Source organism: Acetobacter estunensis (assembly GCF_019083805.1).
Taxonomy (GTDB): domain Bacteria; phylum Pseudomonadota; class Alphaproteobacteria; order Acetobacterales; family Acetobacteraceae; genus Acetobacter; species Acetobacter estunensis_A.
This window is the reverse complement of sequence record NZ_JAHRDV010000004.1, coordinates 266,626-283,382: the sequence shown is the minus strand read 5'-3', so window position 1 is coordinate 283,382 and position 16,757 is coordinate 266,626. Positions and strand designations below refer to the sequence as shown.

15 protein-coding genes are annotated in these 16,757 nt (G+C 54.4%); 9 read left to right on the top strand and 6 right to left on the bottom strand.

Translation table 11 applies throughout. From position 1 onward, the window contains the following. Positions 1-858, top strand: coding sequence for a DUF4435 domain-containing protein (locus KUA11_RS07595; protein WP_217409708.1), 858 nt, complete (start codon positions 1-3; stop codon positions 856-858). A gap of 357 nt (positions 859-1,215) precedes the next feature. Here the strand turns inward: KUA11_RS07595 and KUA11_RS07590 are convergent, their stop codons facing one another. The 6 genes from KUA11_RS07590 to KUA11_RS07570 form a co-directional block, all read right to left on the bottom strand. Then, the gene (locus tag KUA11_RS07590) at positions 1,216-2,373 is read right to left on the bottom strand and encodes a site-specific integrase (protein WP_217409707.1); all 1,158 of its coding nucleotides are present in this window, start codon (positions 2,371-2,373) and stop codon (positions 1,216-1,218) included. A 177-nt stretch (positions 2,374-2,550) separates the two neighbouring features. Then, a complete protein-coding gene (locus tag KUA11_RS17495; RefSeq protein ID WP_368040959.1) occupies positions 2,551-3,441 on the bottom strand; it encodes a recombinase zinc ribbon domain-containing protein in 891 nt (296 codons plus the stop codon). A 69-nt stretch (positions 3,442-3,510) separates the two neighbouring features. Next, positions 3,511-4,248, bottom strand: a complete 738-nt coding sequence (locus KUA11_RS17490; protein ID WP_254454743.1) for a recombinase family protein — start codon at positions 4,246-4,248, stop codon at positions 3,511-3,513. A 14-nt stretch (positions 4,249-4,262) separates the two neighbouring features. Beyond that, positions 4,263-4,643, bottom strand: a complete 381-nt coding sequence (locus KUA11_RS07580) for a helix-turn-helix domain-containing protein (protein ID WP_217409706.1) — start codon at positions 4,641-4,643, stop codon at positions 4,263-4,265. Continuing rightward, complete coding sequence (locus KUA11_RS07575; RefSeq protein WP_217409705.1) at positions 4,633-4,956, bottom strand: type II toxin-antitoxin system HigB family toxin; 324 nt, start codon at positions 4,954-4,956, stop codon at positions 4,633-4,635. Before KUA11_RS07575 ends, KUA11_RS07580 begins: the two co-directional genes overlap by 11 nt. A gap of 101 nt (positions 4,957-5,057) precedes the next feature. Beyond that, positions 5,058-5,255 (bottom strand): hypothetical protein, encoded by a 198-nt coding sequence (locus KUA11_RS07570; protein WP_254454764.1) that lies wholly within the window; start codon positions 5,253-5,255, stop codon positions 5,058-5,060. Between the two features lie 128 nt (positions 5,256-5,383). Here KUA11_RS07570 and KUA11_RS07565 point away from each other — a divergent pair, with 128 nt between their 5' ends. The 8 genes from KUA11_RS07565 (at position 5,384) to KUA11_RS07530 (ending at position 16,637) form a co-directional block, all read left to right on the top strand. Further along, positions 5,384-5,998 (top strand): DUF2726 domain-containing protein, encoded by a 615-nt coding sequence (locus KUA11_RS07565; RefSeq protein WP_217409703.1) that lies wholly within the window; start codon positions 5,384-5,386, stop codon positions 5,996-5,998. A 203-nt stretch (positions 5,999-6,201) separates the two neighbouring features. Beyond that, positions 6,202-6,882, top strand: coding sequence for a DNA methyltransferase (locus KUA11_RS07560; RefSeq protein ID WP_217409702.1), 681 nt, complete (start codon positions 6,202-6,204; stop codon positions 6,880-6,882). A 191-nt stretch (positions 6,883-7,073) separates the two neighbouring features. Then, positions 7,074-7,985: an IS1595 family transposase gene (locus KUA11_RS07555; RefSeq protein ID WP_217409701.1), complete on the top strand. Its 912-nt coding sequence runs from the start codon at positions 7,074-7,076 to the stop codon at positions 7,983-7,985. Further along, positions 7,886-9,289: a DNA damage-inducible protein D gene (gene dinD, locus KUA11_RS07550; RefSeq protein WP_368040958.1), complete on the top strand. Its 1,404-nt coding sequence runs from the start codon at positions 7,886-7,888 to the stop codon at positions 9,287-9,289. The genes KUA11_RS07555 and dinD overlap by 100 nt, the downstream gene beginning before the upstream one ends. A 137-nt stretch (positions 9,290-9,426) precedes the next feature. Continuing rightward, positions 9,427-12,246 (top strand): class I SAM-dependent DNA methyltransferase, encoded by a 2,820-nt coding sequence (locus tag KUA11_RS07545; RefSeq protein WP_217409700.1) that lies wholly within the window; start codon positions 9,427-9,429, stop codon positions 12,244-12,246. Further along, positions 12,243-13,337: a phospholipase D-like domain-containing protein gene (locus KUA11_RS07540; RefSeq protein WP_217409699.1), complete on the top strand. Its 1,095-nt coding sequence runs from the start codon at positions 12,243-12,245 to the stop codon at positions 13,335-13,337. Before KUA11_RS07545 ends, KUA11_RS07540 begins: the two co-directional genes overlap by 4 nt. Continuing rightward, positions 13,337-15,451 carry a DEAD/DEAH box helicase gene (locus KUA11_RS07535; RefSeq protein WP_217409698.1) on the top strand — a complete coding sequence of 705 codons (2,115 nt, stop codon included), beginning with the start codon at positions 13,337-13,339 and terminating at the stop codon, positions 15,449-15,451. The genes KUA11_RS07540 and KUA11_RS07535 overlap by 1 nt, the downstream gene beginning before the upstream one ends. After that, positions 15,444-16,637: a GIY-YIG nuclease family protein gene (locus KUA11_RS07530; protein WP_217409697.1), complete on the top strand. Its 1,194-nt coding sequence runs from the start codon at positions 15,444-15,446 to the stop codon at positions 16,635-16,637. The genes KUA11_RS07535 and KUA11_RS07530 overlap by 8 nt, the downstream gene beginning before the upstream one ends. Positions 16,638-16,757: the final 120 nt, after the last annotated feature.

The following is a 16,757-nucleotide window of genomic DNA, read 5'->3' as shown; positions in this document are numbered from 1 at the left end:
ATGAACTCAATTACTAAATATATCACACCGAAAGATATTTGCGCACAGATCCGAATGGAGCGCCAAAGTCATAAGGGAGCTTTCTTTCTAATGGAGGGAGGGACAGATATAAAAAGATATCGCAAATTTATAGACCGTTCAAAAGTTGAGTTGATCCCATGTAATGGGAAAGACAATGTTATAAGCGTTTTGAGCATAATGCGGGAGTCTGGGTTTGAGGATTGTCTGGGTTTTGTAGATGCAGATTTTAATCACATAGATGAAATGCTGGATGAATGTGTAGATTTAATTTACTCAATAAATCATGATTTTGATATGGATGTTTGTCGAACGTCTGTGATCGACCGCTACTTGGAGGAAGTAGCTTCTGAGAAAAAATTGGTAATAGAAGGTGGCTGTGTTGCGCTATTGTCTTCTCTTTTAGAAGGCCTCAAACCTTTATCTGCAATGAGGTATGCAAACGAAAAGCATAAATTGGGATATTGCTTGAAGAATATTGAAATATATAAATTTTTTGATGGATCATCAATTGATGTTTCTCTGATGATAGAATGTGTATCTCAAGGTAAATTCCGAACAAAAGAATATAAGCAAAAGCTTTCTGCGTATATTGATAAGTACAAAATTATGGATTTCGATTTATGGCAGTTTACAAATGGTCACGATTTTATTGCAGGATTAGGGATTATTTTACAAGAAAGGGCAGGGGAAAGAACGGTTTCTCAAACGAAAAAAGCTGAGGTGGAGCGTCATGTAAGATTGAGCTTCGATTATAAAGATTTTCACGCTAGCGGTTTGCCCCAAAAAATTCTACGTTGGGAAGAAACTTCTGGGTATAAATTAACTTTGGTGAGTTAAATTCTCTAATGCTTGGACACGTAACTCAAGGCAAAAATGGTGAGTAATAATATCCACATCTCCTATGATTTAAAGGAGTCACATAGGAATTATGATGCTGTTATTGATAAAATTAAAAAATTAGGGAGTTGGGCCCGTATTAATCAGTCCTTCTGGTATGTAGACTCTCTATATACTGCATCTCAAGCTAGGGATCTCATATTGCCTGCATTATTGGCTGGGGATAGTTTATTTGTTGTAAATGCATCAAATGGACAGGCAGCTTGGCATGGATTGTCTGAAAATGTCTCGTCTTTTGTAAGGGAGCATTGGCAAAAATAAATTGAATATACGAAGAATTATTTTATCTCACAAGGTTCAATGTGAACTTTTGGCATTGATTTTCTTAAGTATATTTGTAGATATCATGTTTGCTGTTTTAGAAATTTGATCTGTTTGAAGATGCGCATACCGCGCCGTAGTTTGCACTTGGGCATGTCCCAGCAACCGCCCGATCATGGTCAGGTCCGCGCCAAGCTGGAGCGCGTCTGAGGCGAAGGAATGGCGTAAATCGTGGATGCGTAGCGTGTGCAGCCCGGCCCGCGCGCGCAGCCGCCGCCACGGTTTCTGGATGTCGGTCAGATACTGGCCCTTCACCTTCCCTGTGACGACATAGGGATTGCCGTCGATCCGGGGAATGTCTGCCAACACGTTCAGGGCCGCCTTGCCGATGGGCGCGACCTTGGCCCCGGTCTTGGAATCCGGCAGGCGCAGGACACCCGCATGGAAGTCCACATAGTCCCATTTCAGCGTTTGAATTTCCCCAAGGCGGCATCCGGTCAGCAGGAGCAAGCGGATGCAGGTCGCGGCTTCCGGCTCGCCATCCGCCTCGCGGAGCACTTTGCCCAGCCGGGCCAGTTCGTCCGGTGTCAGGTAACGCTCTCGCTTCACTTCCTTGTAACGCCTCACCTTCCAGCACGGATTGATCCCATCCGATCGCACACCCCAGGTGTCAGCCAGAGTGAACATGATCGACAGCACGCCCAGTATTCGGTTGGCCTGATAGGGTGTCTCTTTCAGCCCCTGGTGCAGTTCGACGATATCGGCGCGGGTCACGTCGATGACTTTGAGCATTCCGAGCTTGGGGGTAATGAACAGGTTCACGCAGCGGCCATATTCGTATTGGGTTGAGGGCTTGCAATGAGAGGCAACATGCTCGTTGAGGAACCGCCTGCCGAACTCTTTCATGGTCATGGCGGCACGCAGCCGGTCGCGCTGCGCGCCGGGATCGCTGCCGAGCCGGACGTCGGATAGATGCTTCATTGCCTCGGTGCGGGCCTGATCCGGTGTGATCGGACCATGCGGACCGATATTGACGCGGCGGATGCGCCCGCCCGCGCGGAACTGGGCGAGGTAGATTTTCCGACCCGAGGGATGAACCCTCAGACCAAAGCCCCGCAGTTCGTCATCCCAGAGGAAATACTCCTTGCCGGTCCTGACGGCGGCCTCGACGGAACGTTTCGTGATCTTGACCATATTCTTGTCCCCAGCGCCGGAATCACTGGAATCAAATAGGAATCATTTGGGAGCGAAATCAGGCGATCCCGGTCTAGGAAGAGTGTATCGTAATCTGATATAAAACATCAATAAAACAGTATCTTATCGCATTAAAATCGGTGTGATGCGGCTTTGGCGAAGCTTGAAAAATGGAACTCATAACCTGAAGGTCACAGGTTCAAATCCTGTCCCCGCAACCACTGATACCGACACTCCCGTGAGCATCGCTCCGGGAGTATTCGTGTTTCTAGCCTTTCCAATGACTTGCCGTTCGATCCAGGTCAGGATCGTGCCCAGTTCTCCATACAGCATCGCGTCGATCTCGCCCCGGTTCGGGCCGGGAGTGAGCACGACCTTCTCGATCAGCGCCCGCAATGCCTCGGCGGCTTCCAGCCGTTCCTCGGGGCGGTTGAGAGCGTCGGTCAGGCGGCCGACCTTGCGGGCGTAGACCGCTGAGGCACTCGGCAGCAGGTCAGGCACATCGTCGGGGACGTCGGACAGCAGTGTCACCAACTCGGCCTTGCGCGCTTCGAGCGTATCCATCTCCGCCTTCATGCTGGGATGGAACATCCCTTCCTTGATGGCCTCGATGATGCCCCGGATTTGTTTCTCGACCTTCACCTGTTCCACCTGCCAGACATCGGCATTGGACCGGCGCTCGCGGTTGAGCCGATTGGTCTCCTCGGCATAGGCGCTCATCGCCTCGGCCGCGATCTCCGGCGCCATCATCCGGTCCTTGAGACCGGAGAGCACCCGACGTTCCAGGTCGGGGCGAGGGATGGTGCGGCTGTTGGTGCAGGAACCGTTGGTGACATGGGATGAGCAGGCGAAACGGTCGGAACCCCGCAAGGTGTAGGGACCGCCGCACAGCCCACAAAACAGCAGACCTGAGAGCAGGGATTTCGGCCGGCGCGTGCCGTTGAGCCGGTTCCGTTTGTGATGCGCCCGCACGGCCTCGGTGACGTTGACGTATTTCTCGGCGATGACGCTCTGACGGGCTTTGGTCGCGTGCCACAATGCGTCGTCGACGATCCGCAGATCGGGCACGTCTGTGATGACCCATTCTGATTCCGGGTTCAGGCGTGAGACGCGCTTGCCGGTGGACGGGTCTTTGACCTACCGCTGGCGGTTCCAGACCAGCCGACCGATATACAATTCGTTGTTGATGATGCCGGTGCCGCGCTTCACATGGCCCCGGATGGTGGTGTCGCTCCACAGCTTGCCCTCGGGGCCGGCGACGCCCTGATCGTTCAGGGTTTTTGCGATGGCGCGCGGACCGATGCCGGCGGCGAAGTCACGGAAGATGCGACGGATGATCTCCGCCTGATGCGCGTCGACCTCGCGATCGCCCCGGATATGTTCGCCTTTGGCGTCGAACTGTCGGACGACGCGATAGCCGTAGCACAGTCCGCCGCCGGATTTGCCGTCCTCGACCCGGCCGCGCAGGCCGCGATGGGTCTTGGCCGCGAGGTCTTTCAGGAACAGGGCGTTCATCGTGCCCTTGAGGCCGACATGCAGTTCGCTGATCTCGCCTTCGGCCAGAGTGACGATCGGCACGCCGGCGAATTTCAGGTGCTTGAACAGGGTGGCGACGTCAGCCTGGTCGCGGGAGATGCGGTCGAGTGCCTCAGCAAGCACGATGTCGAACCGTCCGGCCTGGGCATCCTGCAATAAGGTCTGGATACCGGGACGCAGGATCATGCTGGCGCCGGAAATGCCCGCGTCCTTGTAGGCTCCGATGACCTTCCATTGCTCGCGCTTGGCGTGTTCGCGGCAGATGCGGAACTGGTCCTCGATCGAGGCGTCGCGCTGGTTGTCGGACGAGTAGCGGGTATACAGGGCGACGCGGGTCATGGGGATGTTCCTTATCAGGCGACCTTGTCCATCCGGCTCGGCCGGATCAGCACCTCGGCCGAGATGCCGAGGCCGTCATGCAACTGGCGGATCATGTCGATCGACAGGCCGCGCTTGCGGTTCAGCACATCGGCCACCCGGTTGCGGGGGCCGATCATCGGCTCCAGATCCTTGCGGGTGAGGCCCTGCTGTTCCATGCGGAAGCGGATCGCCTCCACCGGATCGGGCGGATCGATCGGATGGTACTTGGCTTCATAGGCATCGATCAGGGTCGCCAGTACGTCGAGCTTGTCGCCGTCCGGCGTGCCGCTCTTTGCTCCCCACAGCCGCCCGACCTCGTCGAGGGCCGCGTCATAATCCGCCTCGTTGCGGATGGGCTTCAGATCAGCCGTCATGTTCAACCTCCGTCACGTCGATCCTGTCATACGCCCTGTGTGTGCCGATCCATTTTATCCAGACGATGCTTTTCTCGAAATCGACCGCCACGACCAGGCGATAGGCATTGCCCTTGATGTTGAAGACGATCCGCTCCGCGCTGACGATACTGGCCGTCGCATAGAGCCGCTTCACATCGGCGGTGCTCGACCAGGCGGCCTTGCCGACTTCGGCGAACCAGGCGTCCAGCGCCGCCTTCACGGCCGGCTGGTCCTTCTGGCCCGTCAGGCTGTCGACGAACTCTCTCAGCGTGCGTCGGGCGATGATCCTCATTGACTGACCTTATATCACGGGACCATAATGGTCACAAGAAAAATGCACGACAGCCCGGCGAGAGGTTGTTCGCCGGGGGCAACGCTGCCGGGGAGGGGAAGCTACCGCATAGGACGGGATCGGTTTTGCCGGACCTGTTTCCGCTCCAGCGCGCGGGCACGCTCGAACTGCTCGCGGGCCATCTGGCGGCCGAGGGAAAGGATGGCCTCATTGGAGGGGCGTAACGCCTCTTCGGCCGCCTCCGCCGCCTCGGCGGGGGCGAACACCTCGATCCTGATCCTGTCGGGTTTGCGTGCCATTCTGTCCACCTTCCCGGTCATGGGGAGACAGGAACGATGAAGGACAGGACAAGGGGATTTGAGAAGACCCTACGACCGCCCATGCGGTAATCGGCGGTGATCGCGCAGAAAAGGGAGGCTTATCGGCCGTGGAAAAGGTGATCATTCTTCTGGCGATCGGATATGCCATTGGATTCTATATTCGGGGGCGCCGCGCGAAAGGGGCCCTGGCGCAGCAGGCCGCTGTTCGGCAGCAGGAAGACGAACGGCGTCGGCAATACCGACAGGAAAATGACCTGTCCAATCCGCAGAACCAGTTACGCTTCATTGGTGAATGCAGCCTGAAGGCGGTCCCTCCCGTCAATCGGGAAGCCGTGCGCGTGCTCTATGCGATCGACGAGTGGATCAAAAATATGCAGCCCGACTGGCGTTTCGCCTTCGAGGTTGCGATGGGTGGCTTCATTAAAACGCCTTATGCCCCGGATGATCCGCGTCAGAAGCGGGCCTTTAATTCTTACAGCGGCAAGCGCGTCGATTTCCTTCTGATCAATCGTCGTGGGCAGCCGGTATTGGTGGTCGAGTATAATGGTTCGGGCCACGACCTGTCCGGCGACGCGGACGCTCGTATGGAAGTAAAACGCCTGGCCTTGCAGAAGGCAGGTATCCCGCTGCTCGAAATTCCCGAGAGGATGGGCAAGCCCGACATCTTCGCCGCGCTTTCGGAGAAAGTTGGAGTGCTGGAAACAGAAAAAAGAACAGGCTAATGGCTCCGCCCTCGCGCTGGCAACGGTGCGCGTCAGCGGGCTGACGCCGCCCGATGGGGTGTCCCCGATCTTCCTGCGCTGCGCTCCGTGCAGACCGGGCGATACCCCTCCCCATCGGTCGCCCTTGCCGTTGCTACCCCGCTGCTCGCCGCGAGGCAGAGGAACAGCGGGGGCTGTTCCTCGCGGAACAAAGGGCAGGGACCATGACCGGTAACACGAATACGGCAACCGATTTCCGCAATATCATCCTCAATGGCGACAGCGTGGAGCTGATGCGGACAATGCCGCGCAATTCAGTGGATTTCATTCTGACCGATCCGCCTTACCTGGTGAACTATCAGGGCCGGGACGGACGGAAGGTTCGTAATGACGATAATGCACGCTGGCTCCGTCCGGCGGTCAACCAGATGCACCGTGTCCTGAAATGGGGCGGTCTTGTCGTCAGTTTTTACGGCTGGAACAAGATCGACCTGTTTGCCGATGCCTGGAAAGCGGCGGGGTTTCGCATGGTCGGGCATATCGTTTTCCGCAAGTCCTATGCTTCGTCTTCGGGCTTTCTGCGCTACGAGCATGAAAGCGCCTGCCTTCTGGCGAAAGGGAACGTGAAGCGGCCCGATCAGCCAGTGTCGGACGTGATCGACATGCCGTATTCGGGCAATAAACTGCACCCGACGCAAAAGCCCGTCGCGGCGCTGCTGCCTCTGGTGGGTGCGTTCTGCCCGATTGGTGGCCTGGTGCTGGACCCGTTTTGCGGTTCGGGTTCGTCGTTGGTGGCGGCGCAGCATCTTGGCCGGGACTGGTTGGGGATGGAACTGGACGCGGACCATGCGACAACGGCGACTCGGCGACTGGCCTGGCACGCGGCGAAGAAAATAGCGGCATAGGGAGTGAACGCCGCAGGACCGACAATTCGGTTCTGCGGTGCCCGCTTCCTTGGCCTGTCTGTCCACACAAATTTGCGCCGATCCGACTTCGCGGATCGGCGGCAGGGAATGGAAAATAAGGGGATTTATATACCTGCTTGACCTCGATCTGATTTGAGATTAGATTTCTCCGCATAGTGGGGGAACGGAATATGATTCCAGAGGTCGGCAGCCTTTTCGAGCTTACGGAGCTATTTCCGGACGAGCAGTCGTGCCTTGATCACCTGCGTAGCATCCGGTGGCGGGATGGTGAATTCTGCCCTCATTGTGGGGGTAATAAGATCTATCATTTCAGCGATCGCAAGACTTTCAAGTGTGGCGACTGCAAGAAGAGATTCTCCATTAAAGTCGGAACGGTCTTTGAGGACACGAAGCTCCCTTTGCGTAAGTGGTTCATGGCAATCTGGCTGATTACCAACCATCCGAAGGGAATTGCCTCCACTACGCTCGCCAAAGATGTTGATATCACTCAAAAAAGCGCGTGGTTTGTTCTCCAGAGGCTGCGCTATGCAACAGTCACAAAGTCTTTCAATGCCCCTTTGAAGGGAACGGTCGAGGCCGACACGACCTATATTGGCGGCAAGGAAAAGAACAAGCACAGCAAGGACCGCAAGGGCGGAACGCAGGGCGGCGCGGGAAAGGATGTCGTCCTCGGCATTCTTGAACGCGACGGCGAATTGCGTGCCGGGCATGTCGAAGACACCAAGGGACCGACCATGAGAGAGGCCATCCGGGAAAATGTGGAGCCCGGTTCGGCGCTCATGACCGATGAGGATCGGTCATTCAAAGGGCTCGGTAAGGACTACCGTCATCAGGCAGTCAACCACTCGGCGGGCGAGTATGTCCGGGAGCAGGCGCACACCAACGGGATTGAGAGTGTCTGGGCGCTCCTGAAGCGTCAGATCGTCGGCGTGCATCATTGGGTGTCTTCGAAGCATCTGGATCGGTATGTCCAGGAAATGTCGTGGCGTTTCAATCGCCGCGATATGAGGGCTGGTGCCCGAATGAACGATATGTTCGCCTGCGTCGAGGGAAGACTCCGCTATCGGGAACTTATCGCGTGAGCCCGAAATCTTCGTCAGGAAAAGATCTTTCCGAGTTTTCGTTCGCGGAAGCGTTGGAACGACTTGTCCGTACTGATCTGAAAGAGCTTGCCACCGTTGAATCAGCATCCATGAAAGATTCTGAAATTGACGAAATGGTTGTTGCTTTCGAAAAGGCGTTTCACAGGAGCAACGAAGGAGACGAATACTGGTTCGCACGCGACCTGCAAGGTCTTCTGGGATATGGAAGCTGGGGGGCATTCAGAAAGGCTCTTGCCCGTGCGGCAGAAGACTGTCGAAAGTCGGATCAGCCAATCGAAAATCACTTCGAAGGCATTGTGTCAGAAGTTGCGACATCGGCGGCAAAGCGCAGCGTGCCAGACATCCGGCTGTCCCGGTATGCCTGCCATCTTGTCGCAAGAAACAGCGATATCAGAAAGAAGGGTGTGGCATTTGCCCAGGGGTATTTCACCGCTCAGGTGGATGCGCCGCAGGACACCGGCGTTACGCACAATGTCCTGTCAGCGGAAGAAGACGACAGGCGCGTCCTGATCCGCAACCTGGTCAGAAAACACAACAGGCAGCTTGTGAATGCCGCCAGGGGTGCAGGCGTCACCAGTCGGGACGATCTCGCTCTTTTCGAGAGCAATGGGTATTCCGGCCTCTACGGCAATCGAACCGTCGCAGAAATCCGGCAGATACGTGGGCTACCCCAAAACACCAACCTGCTTGACCGTATGGGCAGCGCCGAACTTGCCGCGAATTTTTTCCGGGTAACGCAGACCGAAGAGAAGCTGCGGCGGGAGGATCTCAAGGGCAAACGGAAGGCTTACCAGACACATTATGAGGTTGGGCGGCAGGTGCGCGAAGCCATGCTGAAGATCAGCGGCATCCCGCCAGAGAAGCTGCCGCTTGCAAGCCCTATCCGAAGCGCGGCCAAACGGAAGGCACAGAAAACAGACGGAACGACCGATCAGCCGGAGGATGAAAGTCCACAGGAAATCGATCTGAAGGCCGATCTCTGGAAATATGCCTTGCTTGTCATGGCGACACGGGACGATGGCTTTATCACGACAACGGAGCTTATTGCTGAACTTCCGAAATATATCGCGGTTCCCGATGAGCATGGCGATATGTTGAGGGGACGCCGCGATAGTAAGTTTTCCCAACTTGTGCGCAACCTGAAGTCACATAGGAAATCGTATTCCAACTTCATCTTTCGCGGATACGCAGAAAGTATCCCTGGCGGCTTTCTGATTACAGAACGCGGTCGGGAATTCCTTCAGTCCTATTTCATAGAGGGCAATAGAGATGACTTGTCCTGATGCGAAAGGCACAACGGACCTTACCCACAGTCCGCTATTTTTGTAGAATCTGTCCATCGGAATAGCGCGAATCAACAACGTGTCTTTTTGAGAAAAGTTGTCGAAAGGAATGGTCCGGTAACGGTCCGGCAAAGCATATGAGTATGATAGAGATTGAAGAGGCCGTATCAGCCCTCGCCGAACAGCCATTCGATGCCAGTGAATTCCCTTACCTTTTCCTGCAAGCATTTGGGAACAAGGAAACAACGCTCAAGCGGCTCCGTAAGGGCGATACCAACAAGTCTGATCTCATTGCTACTGAAGGCAGTCCGTATCGCGGCGTCCTTCAGACTAACAACATCCATATCGCCGTTGCTCCGCCCGGAGAGGTGACGAAGACTCTTTCAATACTGAAAGAGAGTCCGGCGACGGCAAAAGCCAAGGCCAAATTCATTCTCGCAACGGACGGCGAGACGCTCGAAGCCGAAAATCTTGCGTCAGGAGAAGTCATTGCCTGCAATTATGCAGATTTTCCAAATCATTTCGGCTTCTTTCTTGAACTCGCGGGCATCACGACCACCAAAGCAATCCGTGATGAAACCTTCGATATTCGGGCTACCAGCCGCCTGAATCGCCTGTATGTAGAACTTCTGAAAGATAATCCTGACTGGGCTAAATCTGAACGTGACCATGACATGAACCATTTCATGGCACGGTTGATTTTCTGTTTCTTTGCTCAGGATACTGATATTTTCGGCGGCGAAAAGAGTTTTACCGTCACCGTTGAACAGATGAGTGCAAAGGATTCCTCAGATACCAATACAGTCATCTCAACGCTATTTCGCGCTATGAACACTAAAACTGCCGACCGGAAAGCCGAAGACCTGCCCCGTTGGGCTGACAAATTCCCCTATGTGAATGGCGGCCTGTTTTCCGGTAGCGCAGACGTACCCAGTTTCAGTCGGATTTCCCGATCCTATCTTCTGCATATCGGCAACCTCGACTGGACAAAGATCAATCCCGACATTTTTGGGTCGATGATACAGGCCATCGCTGACGATGACGAGCGTGGATCGCTCGGTATGCACTATACAAGTGTCCCCAATATACTGAAGGTCTTGAACCCACTCTTTCTCAACGATCTGCGTGCTCAACTCGACAAAGCTGGGGACAATACCCGCGTCCTGCTTAATCTCCGCAAGCGTATGGCGCGCATTAGAGTTTTCGATCCAGCCTGCGGTTCAGGCAATTTCCTTGTGATTGCTTATAAGCAGATGCGCGAAATTGAAGCGGAGATCAACCGCAGACGTGGCGAGAAAGATCGAAAGACCGACATTTCGCTCAAAAATTTTCGTGGGATTGAACTCCGCGAATTTCCGGCCGAAATCGCGCGCCTTGCTCTTATTATCGCCGAATATCAATGCGACGTGCTATATCGCGGCCAACAAGAGGCGCTCCAGGCTCTCCTGCCGCTCGATGGTCAGAACTGGATCACTTGCGGCAACGCGCTTCGGCTGGATTGGCTGAATCTCTGCCCACCGACCGGAACCGGCGTGAAGCTGGTAGGCGATGACCTGTTTCAGGTGCTGTTGGATCAAGCCCAGATCGACTTCGAGAATGAGGGTGGCGAGACATACATTTGCGGCAACCCTCCCTACCTTGGGAATAAGCTCCAATCAGATGAGCAGAAGGATGACCTTCGTGCCGTCTTTGAAGGTCGAGTAGAGGGATGGAAATCGCTCGATTATGTCGCCGCATGGTTGATGAAAGCCGCCGACTACGGCACACGCACTAAGGCCGTTTCTGCCTTCGTGACAACAAACTCGCTGTGTCAGGGCCAGCAGGTTCCCATTCTCTGGCCCGCCATTTTCAAGACTACGCATGAGATCGAGTTTGCCTACACCTCGTTCAAGTGGGCAAACTTGGCCAGCCATAACGCAGGTGTCATCGTAATCGTTGTTGGTATATCCAACACGGGTGCCAACCGTAAACGCCTCTATACACTTGATGCCGACGGGTCGGTTCTCGAAAGGGTTTGTTCCAACATCAACCCCTATTTGGTGGATGGGCTAAACCTAGTCGTGGAAAGCAGGCGCGTTCCACCTAGAGATTCCGCGCCCATGCTATTCGGCAATATGCCCCGTGATGGTGGTCACCTAATTGTTTCCCGTGAACAGATGATCTCAGAGGGTCAAGCCGATCCCATCTTTCGGCATCATCTAAGGCCGTTCTTCGGGTCTGAAGATTTTATACAAGGCAAAATGCGTTATTGCCTATGGATTGAGAGCGACCAATACGAGGATTCCTTGCAATCGCCATTGATCGCTCGGCGATTGGAGGCAGTGCGGCAGATGCGGCTTGAGAGCAAAGCTGGCTCGACCCGCGACTTTGCCAAACTCCCGTATCGGTTTGTACAGATTCAAGGAACCGCCGAGCAATCCACCCTCATTGTTCCGCGCGTCAGTTCGGAGCGTCGCCCCTACCTTCCCGTCGGCCTTCTGGATAGGAGCGCCGTTATCGCTGATAGCGCCTTCGCGCTCTACGATGCTCCGCTCTGGAACATGGCTGTGATCGCATCGCGCCTACACTTGGTGTGGGTCGCTGCGGTCTGCGGTAAGCTCAAGACCGATTATCGTTATTCCAACACGCTCGGATGGAACACTTTCCCATCACCAATACTGACCGAAAAGAACAAAGTCGACTTGGGTGATGCGGCCAGCCAAATCCTTATGGCAAGGGAGCATTATTACCCCGCCACGCTTGGGGATATGTATGACCCTGAATATTTCTATAGAGACTATGCCTTGTTGCGCGAAGCGCATGACTACAATGATGAGATCATAGAGCGCATCTACATCGGCAGAAGATTCAAGAACGATACTGAACGGTTAGAAAAGTTATTCGCTCTCTACGCTCAGGAGCAAAAAGGGGGATTTCTTGTGGCGAACGCTCCTGCGGGTGAGAGGAGGCGCGGATGAGCGAAGTCAGTTTTATCGCCCAGCCAGCCGGACGGACGACCTTGGACGCTATCGAGGCAATCGCTAAAAGCAGCGACTTGACCAAGCTCGACATAGCGGCGGCTTATGTCACTTCCAGCGGCACCTACGATTTACTCAAACGAATTGACGCAACGCTTGGTGCTGATTGGGCAGGTGTAGAAAAGCGGTGGATTACTTCTTTCGATTACTGCCGCACGCAGCCGATTGCACTGGAAACTCTGTTGTCGCTCCCCGCGTCGTCTGTACGCGTTTACGACGCGTCTTTCTGTCTCGCCAACAGTGGAATGCCAAAGGTGCCTTTTCATCCCAAAGCATTCCTATTCCGGGGCAAGGAGAAGGATTTTGCTCTCGCAGGTTCGGGCAACCTTTCACGGTCTGGATTATCCAAAGGCGTTGAGGTAGGTCTCACCCTTGCCGTCAATAGAAAGAACCCAGCCGAGCCAACTTCCGCCGCGTCCATCAAGGGATTGCGCTGTTGGTATAACAAGGCTTGGAACGTTGCTACCCCCTTGGACGCGGCCTTGCTCAAACGATACATCAAGCTGTTTGAGAGTATACCGAATCTTGCCCATCCAGTCGCTACGGAAGACGACCTTGCCAGTGGTGAAACTTCCACAGGCGCACTCACCAACAAGGACCTACAGAAGCTAAGAGTGTGTTCCCATTTTTGGATTGAGGCGGGGAACATCACGAAGAACCGAGGCCCGCAATCGCCCGGAAATCAGCTTATGATGAAACGCCTCTCCCGTGTGTTCTTTGGATATGACCCGATAGCTGTTCCTGAGAACACCACTATAGGAAGCGTGGACACATCCTATAATGGCGGCCCCGTCGCCCCCTACACACTATCATACAGTGACAATAAGATGGATAAACTTAATCTCCCGATCCCTGGCACCGTCGGCCCAGCAGCATACGATAAAAAGCTTTTGCTATTCCGCGAGATCGCGCCTCATTTATTCAATCTAACGATTGGCACCCAAGCTAATAAAGCAGCTTGGGTGAAGAATAGCAAAGCCATTGACGCTTACTTCAAGATGTCGAGTGGCCGCGAATGGGGGGTTTTCTAATGGGCGTGCCAGAATCTACCGTTCGACCGAAACTTACAGTTCCCAGCGTCTCGGTTTCCTATGCCCGCAACGGTAGCTCCAACAAGGCCAATGCTTTGGGCATGCGGCCCATGCAGGAGCGTGCTTACGAGAAACGGGGCGAACAATATCTTTTGATCAAATCTCCCCCAGCTTCGGGTAAGAGCCGGGCACTGATGTTCATTGCGCTGGACAAACTGGCTAATCAGGGACTGAAGCAGGTGATCATCGTCGTGCCGGAGAAATCCATCGGCGCGAGTTTTCATGACGAGCCTCTGAGCAAGTTCGGTTTCTGGGCTGACTGGCATGTCGAGCCCAAATGGAATCTCTGTGATTCACCAGGAACCGATGGCGGTAAGGTCAACGCCGTCGGTACATTCCTGGAAAGCAGCGACCAGACGCTGGTCTGCACCCACGCGACGTTCCGCTTTGCCGTAGAGAAATTCGGCATTACCGCTTTTGATCAGCGGCTGGTCGCCATCGACGAATTCCATCATGTCTCGGCAAACCCGAACAACAAACTCGGCCAGCAGCTTGCTCAACTCATTGAGCATGGAAGTGCCCATATCGTCGCCATGACCGGCTCTTATTTCCGTGGGGATGCGGCAGCAGTTCTATCTGAAGAAGATGAACGCAAATTCGAGCGTGTCACCTACACCTATTACGAGCAGCTAAACGGTTACAAATATCTGAAACAACTGGATATCGGATACTTCTTCTACGCCAATTCCTATGCCGACGACATTCTGAAAGTTCTCGATCCTGCCCAGAAGACGATCATTCATATACCGAGTGTGAACTCGCGTGAAAGCACGAAGCAGAAGGTCAAGGAAGTCGAGCACATCATCGAAGCCCTGGGCGAATGGCAGGGCCGTGATGAAAAAACCGGCTTTCATCTTGTCAAAACGCCAGAAGGGCGGGTTCTGCGGATTGCTGACCTTGTCGATGACAACAGTGACCGGGATCGGGTTTCGGCTGCATTGCGGGACCCGACCCAGAAGCATAATCGTGACTACGTTGATATCATCATTGCCCTTGGCATGGCGAAAGAAGGCTTTGACTGGATCTGGTGCGAACACGCACTGACAGTCGGCTATCGTGCCAGCCTCACTGAGGTCGTGCAGATCATCGGGCGTGCAACCCGTGATGCTCCAGGCAAGACCCGTGCGCGCTTTTCCAATCTCATAGCCGAGCCCGATGCCACCAGCGAAGTCGTCAACGAAGCGGTGAATGACACGCTGAAAGCCATTGCTGCGAGCCTTTTGATGGAACAGGTTCTGACTCCCAGGTTCGAGTTCCGACCGAAGTCACCACAGAACAACGAGGAGCCTGGTTTCGATTATGGCCCAGAAGGTTACGACCCGGAAAAAACCAATGTTGGTTTCAGTGAGGAGCAAGGCGTCTATCATATCGAGGTCAAGGGTCTGACCACTCCGAAGAGCGAGGAAGCCATCCGTATTTGCCGTGAAGATCTCAATGAGATCACGGCCACATTCGTTCAGGACAAGCCAACTATTGAGCAAGGACTGTTCAATGAAGAACTGATCCCGGAGGAGATTACCCAGGTCCGCCTTGGTAAAATCATCAAGGAGAAATATCCTAATCTTGATGCGGAAGATCAGGAGGCCGTGCGCCAGCATGCGATCGCTGCACTGAACTTCACACAACAGGGCAAACAATACGCTCTTGAAGGAGTCAGTCAGGAAGAGGCCGGGACTTCTGGCGGAACAGGATTGGCAAGTGATGACCAGCACCCCCGGAACAACGCTCTGATCAACGGGGTGCGCCAGTTTGCGCTCAGTGTGCGTGAACTCGATATTGACCTGATCGACCGTATCAATCCGTTCGGCGAGGCCTATGCCATCCTTGCAAGCGCCATGACGGAAGAAAGCCTGAAACAGGTCGCTGCTGTCATCGCGGCGAAACGCACCACGCTTACGCCGGAAGAGGCAAAGGAACTGGCCCTGCGGGCTGTCAGATTCAAGAAAGAGCGCAACAGGCTTCCCTCTGTCACCTCAACAGATCCATGGGAGCAGCGAATGGCCGAAGGCGCAGCAGCCTTTGTCCGCTTCAAAGATGAGGGCCGTTATGAGTGATATTGATCTTGACGCACTTCGCTCTGAACTTGATGACTTCGCCAAGCCGGAGAAAAAGAGTGGTCGTTCCCCACGCGAAGAGCGGATAATTGCCGGATTTGAAGAAATTCAGCGCTTTGTTGAGCAGAACGGTCATGCTCCGCAACACGGAGAAGATCGTGACATCTTCGAGCGCCTGTATGCCGTTCGTCTTGACCGATTGCGAGGTCTTGAGGAGTGTCGAGAACTTCTTGCGCCTCTCGACCATCAGGGCCTGCTTGAAGACGTAGGCAGCCACATCGCGGATCAGTCAGATATAGACGACGATGAACTGCTGGCAGAGCTAACCGACGGCAAGGAAACAGCGGACATCACCAAGCTCCGGCATGTTCGCACGACGGCAGAGAAACGTGCCGCTGAGGAAATCGCCAATCGTGAGCAGTGTAAGGACTTCGAGCGTTTCAAGCCCGTATTCGATGCGGTGCAAAGCGACCTCGATAGTGGGGTGAGGATTACTCAACCGATCCGCAAGGATGCCGGGTTCCTGAAGACTGACATCAAAGCCGGGCAGTTTTTCATCGTCGGCGGCCAGATTGCCTATGTTGCTAAAGTCGGCAGTCCGATCAAAGCTCCGAACGGCCAAAACGATGCTCGTCTTCGCGTCATCTATTCCAATGGCACTGAGAGCAGTCTTCTGCTCCGCTCCATGCAGCGCGCTCTTTATAAAGACGAGATAAGCCGCGCAGTATCGGAACCTAAAGCCGGACCTCTCTTTTCTGCTGAGAACGAAGACGGAGATCATGCCAGCGGCACGATCTATGTCCTTCGCAGCCAATCTGACGATCCGGTGATAGCGTCCAAATGTGATCTTCTGCACAAGATCGGCGTCACTGGCGGCGATGTCGCCAAGCGTGTGGCAAATGCGAAACTGGACCCGACATTCCTTATGGCTGACGTTGAAATCGTCGCCACGTACAAGCTGTTCAACATCAATCGTACCAGACTGGAAAAGCTGATCCATCGTGTATTCGGACCGGCTCGCCTGGATGTCACGATCAAAGATCGCTTCGGCAACCCCATTGTTCCGCGTGAGTGGTTTCTTGTGCCGGTGTTCATTGTTGATGAGGTCGTGGAACGGATCAAAGATGGTTCCATCACCGACTACATCTATGATCCCAAGACAGCCTCTCTCGTGAAGCACGAATAGCTTCGGAGACCTTCTCCTCGGCCTCAAAATCCACGCATTTGACCGCGCGCAGTCAACGAAAATGCCTGAGACTGACGAAAATCAGGCGAAGTGTCGTGATCCATTTTTATCATTATGAAT